The 14627-nt window shown below is 55.9% G+C and carries 16 protein-coding genes; 6 read left to right on the top strand and 10 right to left on the bottom strand.

Annotated elements, in window-relative coordinates; all coding sequences use genetic code 11:
- Window positions 1–30 precede the first annotated feature (30 nt).
- Complete coding sequence (locus B2A78_RS01230) at window positions 31–1491, bottom strand: glycosyl hydrolase family 57 (protein ID WP_077728067.1); 1461 nt, start codon at window positions 1489–1491, stop codon at window positions 31–33.
- A gap of 163 nt (window positions 1492–1654) precedes the next feature.
- On the opposite strand from B2A78_RS01230, the gene B2A78_RS01225 reads away from it, so the two are divergent.
- Window positions 1655–2476 carry a DUF3530 family protein gene (locus tag B2A78_RS01225; protein WP_168175315.1) on the top strand — a complete coding sequence of 274 codons (822 nt, stop codon included), beginning with the start codon at window positions 1655–1657 and terminating at the stop codon, window positions 2474–2476.
- Between the two features lie 66 nt (window positions 2477–2542).
- Here the strand turns inward: B2A78_RS01225 and B2A78_RS01220 are convergent, their stop codons facing one another.
- The 3 genes from B2A78_RS01220 to purM all read right to left on the bottom strand — a co-directional run bounded on the left by B2A78_RS01220 (window position 2543) and on the right by purM (window position 4792).
- Window positions 2543–2917, bottom strand: a complete 375-nt coding sequence (locus B2A78_RS01220) for a cupin domain-containing protein (protein WP_077728065.1) — start codon at window positions 2915–2917, stop codon at window positions 2543–2545.
- 71 nt (window positions 2918–2988) lie between these two features.
- Window positions 2989–3714, bottom strand: a complete 726-nt coding sequence (locus tag B2A78_RS01215; RefSeq protein ID WP_077728064.1) for a glycosyltransferase family 2 protein — start codon at window positions 3712–3714, stop codon at window positions 2989–2991.
- A gap of 28 nt (window positions 3715–3742) precedes the next feature.
- Window positions 3743–4792: a phosphoribosylformylglycinamidine cyclo-ligase gene (gene purM, locus B2A78_RS01210; protein ID WP_240502360.1), complete on the bottom strand. Its 1050-nt coding sequence runs from the start codon at window positions 4790–4792 to the stop codon at window positions 3743–3745.
- A 202-nt stretch (window positions 4793–4994) separates the two neighbouring features.
- On the opposite strand from purM, the gene B2A78_RS01205 reads away from it, so the two are divergent.
- From B2A78_RS01205 to B2A78_RS01190, 4 genes are all read left to right on the top strand, one after another.
- Complete coding sequence (locus tag B2A78_RS01205) at window positions 4995–5996, top strand: DUF2066 domain-containing protein (RefSeq protein ID WP_346425830.1); 1002 nt, start codon at window positions 4995–4997, stop codon at window positions 5994–5996.
- The gene (locus B2A78_RS01200; RefSeq protein WP_077728061.1) at window positions 5993–6562 is read left to right on the top strand and encodes a CDP-alcohol phosphatidyltransferase family protein; all 570 of its coding nucleotides are present in this window, start codon (window positions 5993–5995) and stop codon (window positions 6560–6562) included. Before B2A78_RS01205 ends, B2A78_RS01200 begins: the two co-directional genes overlap by 4 nt.
- Window positions 6563–6629: 67 nt before the next feature.
- Complete coding sequence (locus tag B2A78_RS01195) at window positions 6630–7025, top strand: hypothetical protein (RefSeq protein WP_139841147.1); 396 nt, start codon at window positions 6630–6632, stop codon at window positions 7023–7025.
- 239 nt (window positions 7026–7264) lie between these two features.
- Window positions 7265–8314 (top strand): COX15/CtaA family protein, encoded by a 1050-nt coding sequence (locus B2A78_RS01190; protein ID WP_077728059.1) that lies wholly within the window; start codon window positions 7265–7267, stop codon window positions 8312–8314.
- A gap of 998 nt (window positions 8315–9312) precedes the next feature.
- On the opposite strand, the gene B2A78_RS01185 is transcribed toward B2A78_RS01190, so the two are convergent.
- The 6 genes from B2A78_RS01185 to B2A78_RS25475 form a co-directional block, all read right to left on the bottom strand.
- Window positions 9313–9594 (bottom strand): hypothetical protein, encoded by a 282-nt coding sequence (locus B2A78_RS01185; RefSeq protein WP_077728058.1) that lies wholly within the window; start codon window positions 9592–9594, stop codon window positions 9313–9315.
- Between the two features lie 227 nt (window positions 9595–9821).
- A complete protein-coding gene (locus tag B2A78_RS25485) occupies window positions 9822–10175 on the bottom strand; it encodes a hypothetical protein (protein WP_143735035.1) in 354 nt (117 codons plus the stop codon).
- Between the two features lie 28 nt (window positions 10176–10203).
- Window positions 10204–10845, bottom strand: a complete 642-nt coding sequence (locus tag B2A78_RS25480) for a hypothetical protein (protein ID WP_143735034.1) — start codon at window positions 10843–10845, stop codon at window positions 10204–10206.
- 136 nt (window positions 10846–10981) lie between these two features.
- The gene (locus B2A78_RS01175) at window positions 10982–11341 is read right to left on the bottom strand and encodes a hypothetical protein (RefSeq protein WP_077728056.1); all 360 of its coding nucleotides are present in this window, start codon (window positions 11339–11341) and stop codon (window positions 10982–10984) included.
- Between the two features lie 8 nt (window positions 11342–11349).
- Window positions 11350–12660, bottom strand: a complete 1311-nt coding sequence (locus tag B2A78_RS01170) for an RHS repeat-associated core domain-containing protein (protein WP_077728055.1) — start codon at window positions 12658–12660, stop codon at window positions 11350–11352.
- Window positions 12661–12833: 173 nt separating this feature from the next.
- Window positions 12834–13142, bottom strand: a complete 309-nt coding sequence (locus B2A78_RS25475; RefSeq protein WP_139841146.1) for a hypothetical protein — start codon at window positions 13140–13142, stop codon at window positions 12834–12836.
- 214 nt (window positions 13143–13356) lie between these two features.
- Here B2A78_RS25475 and B2A78_RS01165 point away from each other — a divergent pair, with 214 nt between their 5' ends.
- On the top strand, window positions 13357–14604 hold the full coding sequence (locus tag B2A78_RS01165) for an IS256 family transposase (protein WP_077728054.1): 1248 nt from the start codon (window positions 13357–13359) through the stop codon (window positions 14602–14604).
- The last annotated feature ends 23 nt before the right edge of the window (window positions 14605–14627 follow it).

Here is a 14627-nt window from a genome sequence, read left to right as displayed (position 1 = left end):
CCCGCTTCTTTCGCGCCTCGCGAAACTCGTTCAGAAATCGCTGTTGAAGATCTCCGTCGCCCGTCGGCAAATCTCTCGGCCGTAATCCGTCCACAGACCTTGCCCCCAGTACCGGTAGCAACTGGTTTGAGCCGTCATCAAATGGAACAGTGCATTCCGATAACGCGGATCGTCGGTCGGCGCACCTTTTTTCAGGACCTTCTCGTAAAACAGTGCGCTGGCTTCTTCCATGGGGCCCAATACGTTCTCATAGCCTTTCACCCAGGAAATATCGCTGGTCCAGCTGCCGCCCTCCATGTGAAACCGGTGATCTTCTTTCTTGATCTCCTCGATGATTTTTTCCAGCTTTTCGGCACCGTCGCCGGGTTTGAAACGGTCCCAAATCATTTTTTGAAACAAGGGTTGTACCGTCGGGAAATCGCTTTCTGCTATCCCCGTGTCGGCTAAAAATTCCAGGTATTCGGTCACGTTCATGAGCGGCGTTTCCGACCCGCTGGCCTCGCGGACCACCTCCATGAACTTCGGCGGAAATTCGTTCATCATCACGCCGCCGTTCTCGCCATCGGCGATTTGCGTCACCAGCGGCGGGACCGATTTTCCGGCCAGATCCCAGCGGGACAGGCTTCTGGCCTCGTAGTAAGGCTGCATCTGCGCCACCAGCTTGGTATCGCTGCCCTGGGTCTTGATGATCGCGATGATGCTGACGCTTTCGCCTTCCGAATTGGTGCAAACCAGCCGATGCGGCAAATGCTTGTGCTCCGGTCCCCAGCCGTTTTCGGGACGCTCGACGGTATGCTCCTGCACCAGAACCCACGTATAGCCGCAATCCCGGAGCGTCTTCACGAATTCGTAGGCGACATCCGGATGATTCGGCAGCGCCATCTCGGAAGGCGAGAAACCCCGCACCCGCGTCAAAGCCTCAACGCCGAAAATGGCGGCGAAATGATGCTGCCAGGCTTTGACGTGCAGACGGTAATCCTGAACCGGTGTTGACGGCGCTACGGCATGGCCCCAGGGCGCGCCCAGCCATTCGACGGCACGGCGGTAATCCGGATTTACGGTGATCGTCTTGAGATTGTCGAACACGTCGTGCAAGCCCATCTCGCGCAGGCCGTAGAACAGGGTTCCCGAGTATTCCAGCATGACCCTCGGTTCCTTGCCCTCATGTATCAGTTGCGGCACGAACTCGCCCATACGCTTGTAGCACCAGTGGAAAACCGGGGCGTTATGGTTATCGCCGATATGCTGATTCTCCATCATGTGCTTGAGGTTGCTGATGATCTTGGCGGTGGACGGATCCCCGCCACCGGCCGGAATCAAAGGCTGATGCATGTGCAGCGCGATCGCGGCGGCGCTCTTGATGCGGCCGAACTCGATTGGACTGGAATTCTGGAAGACCGTGTCCGGCCGGTTTCGAATCGCCTGTTCGATCAAAGATTCCGACCCCGAGATATTGGGAAGACCATCGATGGTTTCAGAGAGTGTTTCCATGGGTGACGCTCCGGTACACTGAAGAGGATTGTTCGGCTTCGTAGCGCATTGGCTCCGGCCAGTTTACACCAATCGAAATCGCCGGACCGCTGAACGCTTCATACCTTTTGGCCTTTTTCGAGGAAACAATTTGTGTTCAAAAACCCGCCTCTGTAAGCAAATTTTGATTATCTCGATTTCGGCGTGTCTGGCGAGTAGCGAGACCTTGGCAACGGATGTGCATCGGGAGCGTCAAATCGCCGACGATATCGGGACTCGTACACACCCGGACGAAGCGATTCGGCTGGAAGCGTCCGATCTGGGATTTCAGGGACTATACCGAGAGGCAGTATCGAAAGACGTACGCGGCGGCGTCATCCTGCTGCATGGGAGACATTCGAATCAGGATGCGGCCGATCTTATTCGTCCGCTCCGACTAGGCTTGCCGGTACACGGCTGGAGCAGTTTGTCTTTGGCGATGCCCATATCGGACGCCGACGATCTGCAAGGCCATGCGAATCTTCTTGCAGAAACGATCGCAAGGCTGCAATCCAGCGTGGAGTTTCTCAAGCAGAAAAAAATCGGGAATATCGCCTTGCTGGCCCACGATATCGGAGCATGGACGGCATTGAGCTATCTCGCCGATTCGCCCGACGGAGCCGTGAAGGCCGCGGTGCTGATCGACCCGGCCCCCGTGCGGAAGCTCGATCCACCGCCGATCTCCCCCGATAGCCTGAGCGCCATCCGCTTGCCTATACTTGAAATTCTAAGCAGCCGAATATCGGTGCCGATGGACGACGAAGCGTCCCGCAAGCGGGCCGCCATGAAAACCAATCCGTCCTATCGGTTGCTGGTTCTGAATGAGCCCGATCACGGATGGCAAGACATCGGAGAATTTCTGGTCAACCGTGTTCACGGTTGGCTAACCAATTTGCAGATTAGTGCCGCTTTGGATGCTGCTCCTCCTTCTGCGCCGGAGAAGCAAAGCGGCCTGAATCCAAAATAGCTGCGCCGCCCCTTGGATGACGTGTGCCCACCGGATCGTTCCGCTTCCCATGGGCAAATATCTTGCTTACTTAGGCGCCGCCAATTCCATGATGATGACCTCGGCCTCGCCTTGCCCGACATTTTCCGCCGTCATCCATTGACCGGATTCCCAAAACACTTCTCCGGGCCCGTATTCGCGAACCTGGCCGCCTTCCTCGATTTTCACCTTGCCCTTCACGACGTAACGAGGCCCCGGCCCTTCATGCGTATGCAAAGGTGTCTTGTAACCCTCCGGGAAAATGACCCGAATGACCCGCGAATTGACCTTATTGGTTGGCAGCTCGAGGGCTTTCTCCAAAAGCACTTGGCGAGGCGGCATCTTCGGTTCCTCAGCCCGGCCCACTCCGGCCCAGACTACGGAAAAAACGACAACTGCATGTAGGACGGGATTCGGTCTCATATTATTTTCCTTTGTTCTTATGCGAATTAAATCTAAAAACTTACGCCATCTCGCCCGGGAGATAAAGACCTTTAACCGCCCACTTCCTTCACTTCAGGAAAGCGTGCGCGCCGTTGCAGCCACATCACCCCGCACAGGTCGACAATGCCGACCCATAGCCGGTGCCAGGTGCCATATTTGGACACACCGCGCACACGGGGCCGATGATCGACTTCCACCGACACGACTTTTCCTCCGGCCCGCTGAACAAGCGCGGGAAGGAAACGGTGCATATGGTCGAAATACGGCAGGGAAAGAAACAACTCGCGCGAGAACACCTTGAGCCCGCATCCCGTATCCGGCGTATTATCGTGAAGCAGCGAACTGCGCACGGCATTAGCAACTTTGGAGGAAAACCGCCGCCAGCCGGTATCCTTGCGGCGCTTGCGAAGTCCCGCCACCATGGCCTTCATTCCGTCCTGGTCCATAGACTTCAGGGCCGAGATCAATTTCGGTATATCGGCAGGATTATTTTGCCCGTCGCCGTCCAGGGTCGCGATGATTCGTCCGCGGGCTGCGCGAACGCCGGTCAGCAAGGCGGTGCTTTGCCCGCAGCAGCGTCGGTGACACAGAACGCGCAGCCGCGGGTACTGCGCTCGCAAACCGTCAAGGCGGGTCAGGGTATTGTCGGTGCTGCCGTCATCCACGAAAATCACTTCGTAATTTCCCGCATCGATCAAGGCTCGATCGATTTCGGCGATCAGCGGTTCAACGTTGTCTTCCTCGTTGTGAACCGGCACAACGACACTAAGTTCCATAAATCTTCCTGAACAGTAGCATTGCGTACTAGGGCTGGACGTACCTGACCCGAGGACCGCCATCAGCCGATGCGATCTCGCCGATGGTATACACGGTCTCGCCGGCAGCGGTGAGCAGCGCACGGGCGTTCTCTTCGTCTTCCGGCGCGACGCAGACGATCATGCCGATGCCGCAATTGAAGGTGCGCAGCATCTCGCCGTCCTCTACCCCGCCTTTTTCCTGCAGCCAGCGGAACACGGCCGGTCTCGGCCACGCGAACGGGTCGACCACCGCCTCCGAGCGATCCGGCAAAACCCGCGGCAGGTTTTCCGTGATTCCGCCGCCGGTGATATGGGCCAGGGCATGAACCCTGATTTGACGCATGAGTTGCAGCAATGGCTTTACGTAGATCCGGGTCGGCTCGAGCAACCATTCGCCCAAGGGCTTTCCGTCCAATGATTCATCCAGGCGGCGGCCTTCGCGGTCCACGATCTTGCGGATCAAGGAATAGCCGTTCGAGTGCGGTCCGGAAGACGCCAGGCCGAGCAGTTTGTCGCCCGGACGGACCCGGCTTCCGTCGAGAATCTCATCCTTCTCCACTATGCCCACGCAAAAGCCGGCCAAATCGTAATCGCCTGTGCCGTACATCCCCGGCATCTCCGCGGTTTCGCCCCCCACCAGGGCGCACCCGGCCAATTCGCAGCCCTTGCCGACGCCTTGGATCACTGAGGCGGCGACATCCACCTCGAGTTTGCCGGTGGCGTAATAATCGAGAAAAAACAAAGGCTCGGCGCCCTGAACGACGATATCGTTAACACACATCGCAACCAAGTCGATGCCGACGCCGCCATGCTGTCCGCTATCGATGGCCAATCGCAGTTTCGTGCCCACCCCGTCGGTGCCGGCGACCAAAACCGGCTGCCTGTAACGGCCTACCGGAAGCTCGAACAGCGAGCCGAATCCCCCGAGTCCGGCCAGCACGCCGGGAACGCGAGTTCTTGCGGCAAACGGTTTAATCCGCTCTACGAGTGCATTACCGGCCTCGATGTCGACACCGGCGCTTTTGTAATCGAGGGATTCGGTTTTGGAATCGGTCAAGCTGAATCTCCGGGATATCAATTCGGAAAAAAGAACTCTAAAAAGCCAAAAACCAGTGTCCATTCAAGTGAAATCCAGACTGGTCGAACGGACATAGAGTGTTTTAGCTGCTCTAAGGGATTGTGATATTGTACAACGCTCTTCGCCAACCTGCGGGAGGATCTTCGTGCGCCTCGTCGCCCTAGTCAGTTTGTGGCTCATAATGGTTTGTCCCAACCTTATGGCCGCGGAAATAAAAGGATTGTATCGAATGGACGTCGCCGTACAGAGCAAAGATGAATCGACACGTAACGAAGACATCCGCAAAGCTCTTGAGCAAGTCCTCAAGCGATTGGTCAGGACCGATGCCATGCAGTCCAAGGCCGTACGCTCCATGCTGGAAAAACCCGACCATTTCGTTCTGCAATACGAGTACATAACCAAGTCGGACACCGATGCGCCGCTCGACTATTTGCGCGTGGAGTTCGATTCGCCGCGCATTAACGACACCTTGCGTAAATCGAACATCAGTCCTTGGGGAGAACAGCGACCCGAAGTGCTGGTATGGCTTTCGATTGAGGATAATGCGGAAAAATCGATTTTCGTGGCCGATCAAATGCCGGAGATCGACCGCGCGCTACGTGCCGCAGCGGAGGAAAGCGGATTGCCCGTGACGGTTCCTTTGTGGGATTTGACCGACCAACAGAGTCTCAGCATCGACGACCTGGAAACCGGTAACGGAGAGCGAGTCAAGCAAGCGTCCGCTCGATACGAGACCGATGCCGTGCTCGCCGGACGCTTGTCGCATAGACCGGAGGGCACCTGGGATGCCGCTTGGCGAATTTACCTTCAAAATCTCGACGAGACTTGGCAGGGAAACTTTCCCGATCTCCAGGAAGCACTCCGGTCGGGTACATCCGGAGTCTACTCCCGCCTGGCCGAACGGTTCATTCCGCGTACCACGCAGGAAACGACTCTGGAATTGAAAATCGTCGGCCTGTCGTCTCTCGATGCGACCGATCGCGCAACCGCCTATCTGAGCCGGCTGTCTCAGGTCAAAAGGCTGGAGTGGATGGGAGTGGACGCCGATCATGCCTTGTTTAAGCTATACGTACTCGGCGACAGGGCGTCGTTGGAGGAGGCCCTCGCTTTAGGGCGGGTGTTGAGACCCGTCGCTAACGAGGACCGGCAGTTTTCCGGGTTAACCTACCGATTAGCCGAATGAAAGCACGTCATATACCCAATATCATTTCGGTTTGCCGAATCCTGCTCGTCTATCCTGTCATCAGTTCGATGCTGGAAAAGCGCTTCGATTGGGCTCTGACGCTGTTCGTGATTGCGGGTGTATCGGATGCTCTGGACGGTTTTCTAGCCAAGCATTTTCACTGGCAATCCCGTCTCGGCTCCTATATCGACCCTTTGGCCGACAAGCTGCTTCTGGTTTCGTCTTATATCGTGCTGAGCTTTATGGGATTGCTCCCGTTTTGGCTCATGGCCACCGTGGTCTTGCGCGACCTGGTGATATTCACCGGTGCAGTGCTGTATTACTTCCTGCTGCGGCCCTTCGAAGGGCAACCGCTCCTGATCAGCAAAGTGAATACATTGCTTCAGCTCTTTCTGGTATTCATCATACTCCTGCACCATGGCTTCGTGTCGTTGCCCGCCAGCCTCATCACCGGCCTGACCGCGATCGTATTTTTGACGACGCTGGTTAGCGGCGCGATGTACGTATATGTCTGGGGAAGCAGCTATTACCGCGAAACCCGAGTCTTGGGCATGCGCAATGACTAACGGCCATTTTTCCACGCTTCGATGGACGCGGTTATCCCGAGTTCGCCGCCATATACCGGCATTCTTGTTGAGCCTTCTTCCTCTCCCGGCGGTCGCCCAAGAACATTTCCGGGGACCCGGTGGAGCGCAAGGCGAAACCCTTTTTATCGAACCCAATAGTCCTCGCGCCAACGAAGATATCCTGATTTATTACCCGCGGCGCGGTTGCAACGACGACCGTGTCGATGCCCGGATGAAAGGAAACGAAATCGAGATCGTCGTCAACCACTACGGGCAGTGCCTTTATACCTTTCAACCGGAGGAAAGCGCCCTCCCCGGCTCCGGGCTTTACCGAACCTATCGAATTGGTCGACTGCCGGTCGGAAACTATCGCATTCGGTTGTATTATCAGGATTTATCCGAAAGTTCTCGTAGCCGCAGTTTCAGCATTTCGGAATCCTTTTCGGTCATGCCCGCTCGCTAGAGCATCTTCCGATGTGGTGTAGCGCCCCAGGCTGTCGTAGGTCGGGAATCCCTTCCCGACATCGTCGTCGGCAAAGGATTGCCGACCTACAAGCTTGTTTGCGCATGTATTCTGAGTGTGCGTGCCGAGTTCCCGATTCACGCCACTATACTGCGGCGAAAAACGCTCCGAACGCCGATACCGGCTCGCCGTCCGGCATCGTACAAACATAACATCCCAATCTTGTCGAAATATCAGTCATGAACGATACGGTCTCTTCCGACTTCAATCCCCAGAACGCTTTTCATTCAAACGCGACCGACTCGGCGATTTCCAAACGGTTCCGCCGCATCGGCCTGATTACGATCGCCGCCGTTTATTTCCTGATCCTGGTCGGCGGTATCGTACGGGCATCCGGTGCCGGCATGGGCTGCCCCGACTGGCCCACCTGTTTCGGCCGCTGGGTCCCGCCTACCGACGAATCCCAGCTGCCGCCGAATTACCATGAGATTTACGCCGAGCGCGGCTATGCGGATACCGAGTTCAATCCGCTCAAGACCTGGACCGAATATGTCAATCGGTTGATCGGTGTGAGTATCGGAGTGCTTATTCTGCTGACCTTGCTCTATGCGATTCCATATCTGAGACGAGACCGGGCGGTCTTCTTCCTCGCCTTATCCGTATTCTTATTGGTCGGGTTTCAGGGTTGGCTGGGATCTGCGGTCGTCGCCAGCAATCTGCGGCCGGTCATGATTACCGCCCACATGGTGACCGCTTTCGTGATCGTGTGTCTCCTGATCTACGCGATCGCGAGATCGCAGCAGGACACGATACGGAGGCTCGATACTGGCGCGCTATCGCCAAGATTCAAAACGGTCTTGGCGGTAGCGATGGGAATGACGCTGCTGCAAATCACCATGGGAACCCAGATCCGGGAGTCGGTGGACGTCATCGCCACGACCTTCGATCAAGCCGAGCGCCACCTTTGGCGGGAGGAATTTCCGATCATTTTCTACATTCACCGCTCGTTCTCCTCCGTCATTCTCTTCACAAACCTGTGGCTCGTCTGGAATCTGGCACGACGCCTCGAACGCGGACACCTGCTTCGAAACTTCGGCATCGCCTTGGGGGCTTTGGTGGTAGCCGCCATCGGCACCGGGGTAACGCTGGATCGTCTCGGATTTCCGGCTTTCGTACAGCCGATTCACCTCGTCCTGGCCAATCTGATCTTCGGAACCCAGTTTTTCCTGTTTATCGCATTGCGGTATTCGGAAAATCCAAGGCTCACGGCCGCAGCGCGCGTCGATTAGCCTGTAGAAACTATGCAGCGCCTAGCCTGCCAAGCTTGGCCTAGGTCGGGTTGAAGCGTTGCGGAAACCCGGCACAGCCGACGCTTGATCGAGGTCTAGTTTCGTACCTCACCCCGGGGTTTGTAGGGCGGGTTAGGCGCGCACAACGGAACCCCTGCTGGGCACGCTTGGATCCGATGCGTCGTAACCCGCCGTTTACCGAGTAGCCCCTTAGAGTGTTTTCATCTCGCTCGTACGGCAAAACAGGCCTGCAGGAGTCGTTGGCGCCTTCGGCCAGGGTAGATCGACTCAAGCTTTCGTAGGTCGGCAATCCTTTGCCGACGAAGACGCTCGGCCGGGACGTGGCGTCGGGAAGGGCGGCTTCGGCGCTCCCGAAGACGCCGTTTGCGATTGGGAGGGATTCCCGACCTACTCGCGAGTGCCCGTACAGTAGGTATGAAAATGCTCTAGCTTTCGCGTAATGCGCCGAATGAAATACTCCCATGCGGCGGAATACGCGAGTACGCTATTCCGCCCTACGCGGGCTGACCCCACCTTTTGCTTGCGGCGCAACTCGAACGGCGGGTTACGCGAATACGCTAACCCGCCCTACGGCCCTATTGCAAGACCTGACCCCACCTTTCCTGCGTTTCCGTAGCCGCCGACGTGTTCAATCTCGACATTTCCATTTCCCCCGCCCGCTGTGGCAGAGACGGGAAACAAAAGCGAAAATAATATTGCTTTGTAGAATTTGTTAAGCGCTTTCATGGTCGGTGTCTTCTTTTTACGTATAGCGAAGCCGTAGAAAAATCTGTGACAGAGTCAGGCTTTTGTTGCTGCACTTCGCCGTCTTCGGTTTTAGAGCGTTTTCATCTCGCTCGTACGGCAAAACAGGCTTGGCGGAAGTCGTTGGCGCCTTCGGCTCGGGTAAATGGATTCAAGCATTCGTAGGTCGGCAATCCTTTGCCGACGAACCCGCTGGCCCAACTGCACTTCTTTGCGAGCAAAACAAATCTGACTCATCGCGGTACCTTGATTGCCGTATTTAAGATATTTGTAGCTTCCGGCATCTCAGTAATCCCAAGCTTTGGACCGAATATGCTCTTAGCCCGCGTAGGGCGATCAGCAAGGCGCATGTCGGTCGCTTCGCGCCTACAATCGTCAATTAGCGCCTCTGGATCAATTCCAGTTTTTGAAATTTTGTGCCCATATCTATGGCTAACTACAACCTTGTAGACACCGTTAGACACTTCATCAATATCAAACGACCAGTCCGGCAACTCCGGGAATGAGCGAATCATGGTTTGACCTCCTTAAGAAATCCACCTCTAATCAAGTCTCCCAACTGCATTGAAGATCGAAATTGAGTTCCAAGACCCAGTTGTCCGAATGCGGGGGCAACGGTACCGGCCTGAACATCAAATGACTTCACGACCTCGAACGTGCGTAACGGTTGCTCCGCTACTCCTGGAGGGAGCGCTCTAGCCGCTGCCGGAGTTCCGCGTGGATTCGATGCAAAATGGATAGATCAATTTGGCAGTAATTCGTACCAGCGCGGATTTACCTGACGCCACTGACGAGTCACTCCATCTGCAGCAAAAGGCTCAGGCTTCTTTTCAGGCGCGTAGGCTAGAACAAAAGAATGTTCTTCGTCATGCGGACTAAAAAGCACCCAGCCTGGATAGGCCGAAATCTGCACATCAATCAATTCATCCGGCACCATTACTGTTGTATTTCGATTTAGCAATAAATCCGCGTGAATTTCGGCAATCCGCTTGTTAAATAGTAGCCAATGCTGGGCGTCACTAAGCGACACCCAATAGCCCCAACCTAACACTGTTGCTATTCCAAGGCTCCCCACAAGAACAAGCATTTTTTTCATACATCTATAAACCTCCAACACCAAAAATCTAAGGCTTGGCTGGCTGCTGCCGGATATGCAAAAAGACGCCGCCATTGTCGTAATTTCTGTTGAACATCTGATTCAACTGGTTGTACTCAGGCTCAGTACAAACAAGGCAGCCGAGAGAGCTTCCACTTGCTGTGCCTTGGCGACCCGGATGAATTTGAATCCCCTCGTGTATAGACCCGTCAGGAAAGCGCACCTGATTCCAGTTATCTGTATTGGATATGGTAGGTCGTCCAGCATTTTTGTTCCGATCTACCATGAAGAAATCGCGGACTTTTCCAATTGGCCCTGGCTCAGGAACTCGGGGACGCGGAGTAACCCGATAATCACCTTCGGGGAGCTGATTGATGTTCAGAGATGTGCCAGTATTGAAAGTGCCTTGTAGCGGCTTGCTCCCTTGGTCGTCAGTTGCCCGATAATTAAAACCTTTACCCTGACGTGGCCATACTTCTACATCGGCTCGGGCTACCTGCACCGCCCCATTGCTGAAATCATAACCATCTTCGACTGGCTCAATATCTCGGATTGTCTGCGGTATCGATCCACCGCTTGGATGGGTGGGTCTGACGCCCGCAAAGACTGATATGTTCTGACTCCTCACTGGATTTAACCGCGACAGCCCCAACGGATCGGTAAAACTCACCGGATTGTTCCCGACATACGCATACGGGTTCAGCCCGCGTAGGGCGCATTAGCTTGAGCGTAATGCGCCGAATGGAACGTTCCCCACGCGGCGGAATACGCGAGTACGCTATTCCACCCTACGCGGGCTACTCGGGCTATTCAGATACATTAAATAAGTCATGCAACCCAATGTCGTTAGGATTATTCAAAAGAATTTGGTTTTTCTCGTCTACATAGCTCAGTTCAAAATGGCCTTTGCTCTCGCCGTCTTCAATTGCTCTTACACCATCCAAAACCGCAAGCAGACCAAATAGAGCCTCATGGACTGCGTCAGCGACAATGCTGCCAATATAATCTCTTTCTAACTCTGAAAGACTGTTATACCAATCTGAACGCATCTTTTCCTTTTGAGAAACCCTCCGCCCGGGAGGATTCTTCAGATTTGCGATCATATCTTCAACAGCCGCTTCCCCCACATATTGCTTAATTGCTTCAACAAACGCCTCATTATTCATATGTGCTCCTATTTAGAAAAAGCGCCTGGATACTTGTCTTTGTTCAGTTTAATCAACTCTTCCAGTGAACCATTCGGCGCATTGGTATAATTTCGAAGGTTTCGAATGTCTTTTGCGAGCAAATCGCGGGCGGAACCACTGTATTCGCCTTTTATTGTCGGAATTCGACTGTGTTCGCCACGAGGAATTGCTATTGAAGGGCCAGTCGCAGGATCGTACTCAGGAATCACCTGACCAACTGGGTGCTTTTGCGCAGCATGGTGAATATCTAGCCCATCGCCCGTGGATGAGCGGTTTGCAAGATCGCTAAACGTTCCGACTTCGTACTTTGCAACCTCGTTCGCAGTATAAATCGAATCCCTTGCATTGGACGTAAAGGGCAAAAACCCCGCGTCACCCGGCTTCCAATTGGCATTTGGATCGCCCAAGCTACTCGGAAAGAAAGTGCCGACCAGTGCCGCTCCGGGACCCGTGGCAAGGGCTCTCGCACCGCCTTGCAGGATCGGCGTTGCATATCGGGTAATTGCATTTTCGACGATCGGTAGAGACGTCGTTAATCTCGGCAACTGAGCCGCGATGGTCGTCCCAACCAGTGCCGCATTTCCACCCCCGTTCCCCGGATACCCCGAGACATTCGAGCTCGCGATCGGGGCCAACTTCGCCAACCCCAACGGATCGGTCAAACTCACCGGATTGTTCCCGACGTACGCATACGGGTTCACCCCATCCACAAAGCCCGCGGGGTCGCGTTGGGTGAAGCGGCCGATCTGGGGATCGTAGTAGCGCGCCCGGTAATACATGAGCCCGGTGGCGTCGGGTTCGCGGCCGGCGTAGCCGTAGCGCGGGAGAGCCCCGCCGGCGAGGGGCTGGCCGAAGGCGTCGTAGCGGGCGCTGGCGGTGATCGATCCGGCGGCATTGGTCACGGCCACCACCGAACCGAGGGCGTCGGCATGGTAATACGCGGTGCCGCCGGCACCGGTCCGGATCACCGGACGGTCGAGCCCGGCATAGGTGTACAGCGCCTGCGCCTGGGTCCAGGTGTTGCCGTAGTCACTCCAAACTTCCGCCCTGGCATAGACGGAGCGCCGGGGCGTCCCGTCCACCGAGGTTTCGATACGGCGACCCTGATGATCGTAGGCGTAGGTTTCCGGCGCAATCCCGGTGCCGCTCGCGGCCACCAGCCGCTCCAGGGCATCGTAGCTTAAGGCGAGGGTCGCCCCGCCGCCGCTCCGCTGAATCAGATTGCCGGCCAGATCGTAGGTGTAGCCCGCGTAGGGCGCATTAGCGTTAGCGTAATGCGCCGAATGAAATACTCCCATGCGGTGGAATACGCGAGTACGCTATTCCGCCCTACGCGGGCTGGAAAGCCCGTAGGCTGGGTTGAAGCTTTGCGGAAACCCGGCACAGCCAAGTCTTGAACCGCTGGGTTTCGTACCTCAACCCAGCCTACGCGGGCTTGATCCGGATAACAGTATCTACGCGGGCTACAATTTCAGAGTTGCAGGAGCTCTTCTATCGCAGCATCAAGTAATGAATACAGGGTGGAAACATCGGTGAATGTTGAATCGCGAACTATCACCGTTTCACCAGACTCCCCATTAACAACAATCCATTCCGTCGTACCTGATCCCCAAACAGTAAAGCTCGCCAAAAATGATCCACACTCCAGAACTACTGCAGCTTTGTTTCCGTCGCTTTCGGATTCGGGCAACCGTAGTTCAATCCGATCAAAAGTATTCGCCAGATTTCTTGATAGATACCATGATTTAACTTCTTTGGGAGCAAAACAAATCTGACTCATCGCGGTACCTTGATTGCCGTATTTAAGATATTTGTAGCTTCCGGCATCTCAGTAATCCCAAGCTTTGGACCGAATATGCTATTAGGACCAAAAATCTTCCCTGTAACTCCATCAGGAGTTATGCTCGAAAGTTGTGGATAAGGGGCTGAGGTAGGCGGCGTATTCTTGATGGTCTTCGAGGTCATCAATTCCTGTTGAGAGGAGCGAATACGCCATGCATGAAGATAAAGTCATTCCGCTGAAGAATCCAGGGACACCCGCCCCGGTTGCCGATGCCCTGACGGAACTGGCGCGGGAAGGCGCCCAGCGAATGCTGGCGGCGGCGATCGAAGCGGAGGTGGCCGCCTTTCTGGAACGGTTCAAGGACGAGAAGACGGCGGACGGCCGCCAGCGGGTGGTGCGGAACGGTCATCTGCCGACGCGGTCCATCCAAACCGGCGTCGGCGCCGTCGAGGTCACGGTGCCGCGGGTGCGGGACCGGGCGAAGACGATCCGGTTTACCTCGGCGATTCTGCCGCCCTACCTTCGGCGGACCAAGAGCCTTGAGGACCTGTTGCCCTGGTTGTACCTGAAAGGGGTCTCGACCGGGGATTTTCAAGAAGCGTTGACGGCATTGCTGGGCCAGGAGGCGCCGGGGCTATCGGCGAGCACCATCAGCCGCTTGAAAGAGACGTGGAAGGACGAGCATCAACGCTGGTCGCGGCGGGATTTGTCGAACCGGCGCTATGTGTATCTTTGGGTGGATGGCCTCCATTTCGGGGTGAGGCTGGAGGATGCGGCCCAATGCATTCTGGTGGTGATTGGGGCTACGGCGGACGGCCGAAAGGAGTTGCTGGCATTGGCCGATGGCTATCGGGAGAGCGAGGCGTCCTGGCGCGAGGTGCTGTTGGATCTCAAGGCCCGTGGCCTCACGGTCAATCCGCACCTGGCCACCGGGGATGGCGCCCTCGGCTTTTGGAAAGCCTTACCACAAGTGTACGGGACCACCCGTGGCCAACGCTGTTGGGTCCACAAGACGGCCAATGTGCTGAATAAGCTGCCCAAGAGTCAGCAACCCAAAGCCGCGCTGCACGAAATCTGGATGGCCGCGACCCGGCCGGAGGCGGAGAAAGCGTTTGATCATTTCCTGACGGGGTATCGGCCCAAGTATCCCAAGGCGGTGGCGTGTTTGGAAAAGGATCGGGAGGCGCTGTTGGCGTTCTACGCTTTTCCGGCGGAGCACTGGATTCACCTAAGGACCACCAATCCGATCGAATCCACCTTTGCCACGGTCCGGTTACGAACCGCCAAAACGCGCGGCTGCGTGTCACGGGGAAGTATCCTCGCGATGGTGTTCATGCTGGTGAAAAGCGCCGAGCGGCACTGGCGGAAACTGAATGGAATCCCCCGTTTAGCCCAAGTCATCGAGGGAGTCGTGTTCAAGGATGGAGTTCAGGAAGACGTCGAGAAAGTCGCCGCCTGAGCCCACCCCCGTACACAACATTT

This window comes from Methylocaldum sp. 14B, from assembly GCF_002005105.1.
Lineage (GTDB): Bacteria > Pseudomonadota > Gammaproteobacteria > Methylococcales > Methylococcaceae > Methylocaldum.
This window is presented reverse-complemented; position numbering and strand designations above follow the sequence as displayed.

What these genes read in the sequence shown, in the direction of transcription:
- B2A78_RS01230 (WP_077728067.1), bottom strand. Translation starts at nt 1,491, where the DNA reads ATGGAAACACTCTCTGAAACCATCGATGGTCTTCCCAATATCTCGGGG.
- B2A78_RS01220 (WP_077728065.1), bottom strand. Translation starts at nt 2,917, where the DNA reads ATGAGACCGAATCCCGTCCTACATGCAGTTGTCGTTTTTTCCGTAGTC.
- B2A78_RS01215 (WP_077728064.1), bottom strand. Translation starts at nt 3,714, where the DNA reads ATGGAACTTAGTGTCGTTGTGCCGGTTCACAACGAGGAAGACAACGTT.
- B2A78_RS01205 (WP_346425830.1), top strand. Translation starts at nt 4,995, where the DNA reads ATGGTTTGTCCCAACCTTATGGCCGCGGAAATAAAAGGATTGTATCGA.
- B2A78_RS01200 (WP_077728061.1), top strand. Translation starts at nt 5,993, where the DNA reads ATGAAAGCACGTCATATACCCAATATCATTTCGGTTTGCCGAATCCTG.
- B2A78_RS01190 (WP_077728059.1), top strand. Translation starts at nt 7,265, where the DNA reads ATGAACGATACGGTCTCTTCCGACTTCAATCCCCAGAACGCTTTTCAT.
- B2A78_RS01185 (WP_077728058.1), bottom strand. Translation starts at nt 9,594, where the DNA reads ATGATTCGCTCATTCCCGGAGTTGCCGGACTGGTCGTTTGATATTGAT.
- B2A78_RS25485 (WP_143735035.1), bottom strand. Translation starts at nt 10,175, where the DNA reads ATGAAAAAAATGCTTGTTCTTGTGGGGAGCCTTGGAATAGCAACAGTG.
- B2A78_RS01175 (WP_077728056.1), bottom strand. Translation starts at nt 11,341, where the DNA reads ATGAATAATGAGGCGTTTGTTGAAGCAATTAAGCAATATGTGGGGGAA.
- B2A78_RS01170 (WP_077728055.1), bottom strand. Translation starts at nt 12,660, where the DNA reads ATGGGAGTATTTCATTCGGCGCATTACGCTAACGCTAATGCGCCCTAC.
- B2A78_RS25475 (WP_139841146.1), bottom strand. Translation starts at nt 13,142, where the DNA reads ATGAGTCAGATTTGTTTTGCTCCCAAAGAAGTTAAATCATGGTATCTA.
- B2A78_RS01165 (WP_077728054.1), top strand. Translation starts at nt 13,357, where the DNA reads ATGCATGAAGATAAAGTCATTCCGCTGAAGAATCCAGGGACACCCGCC.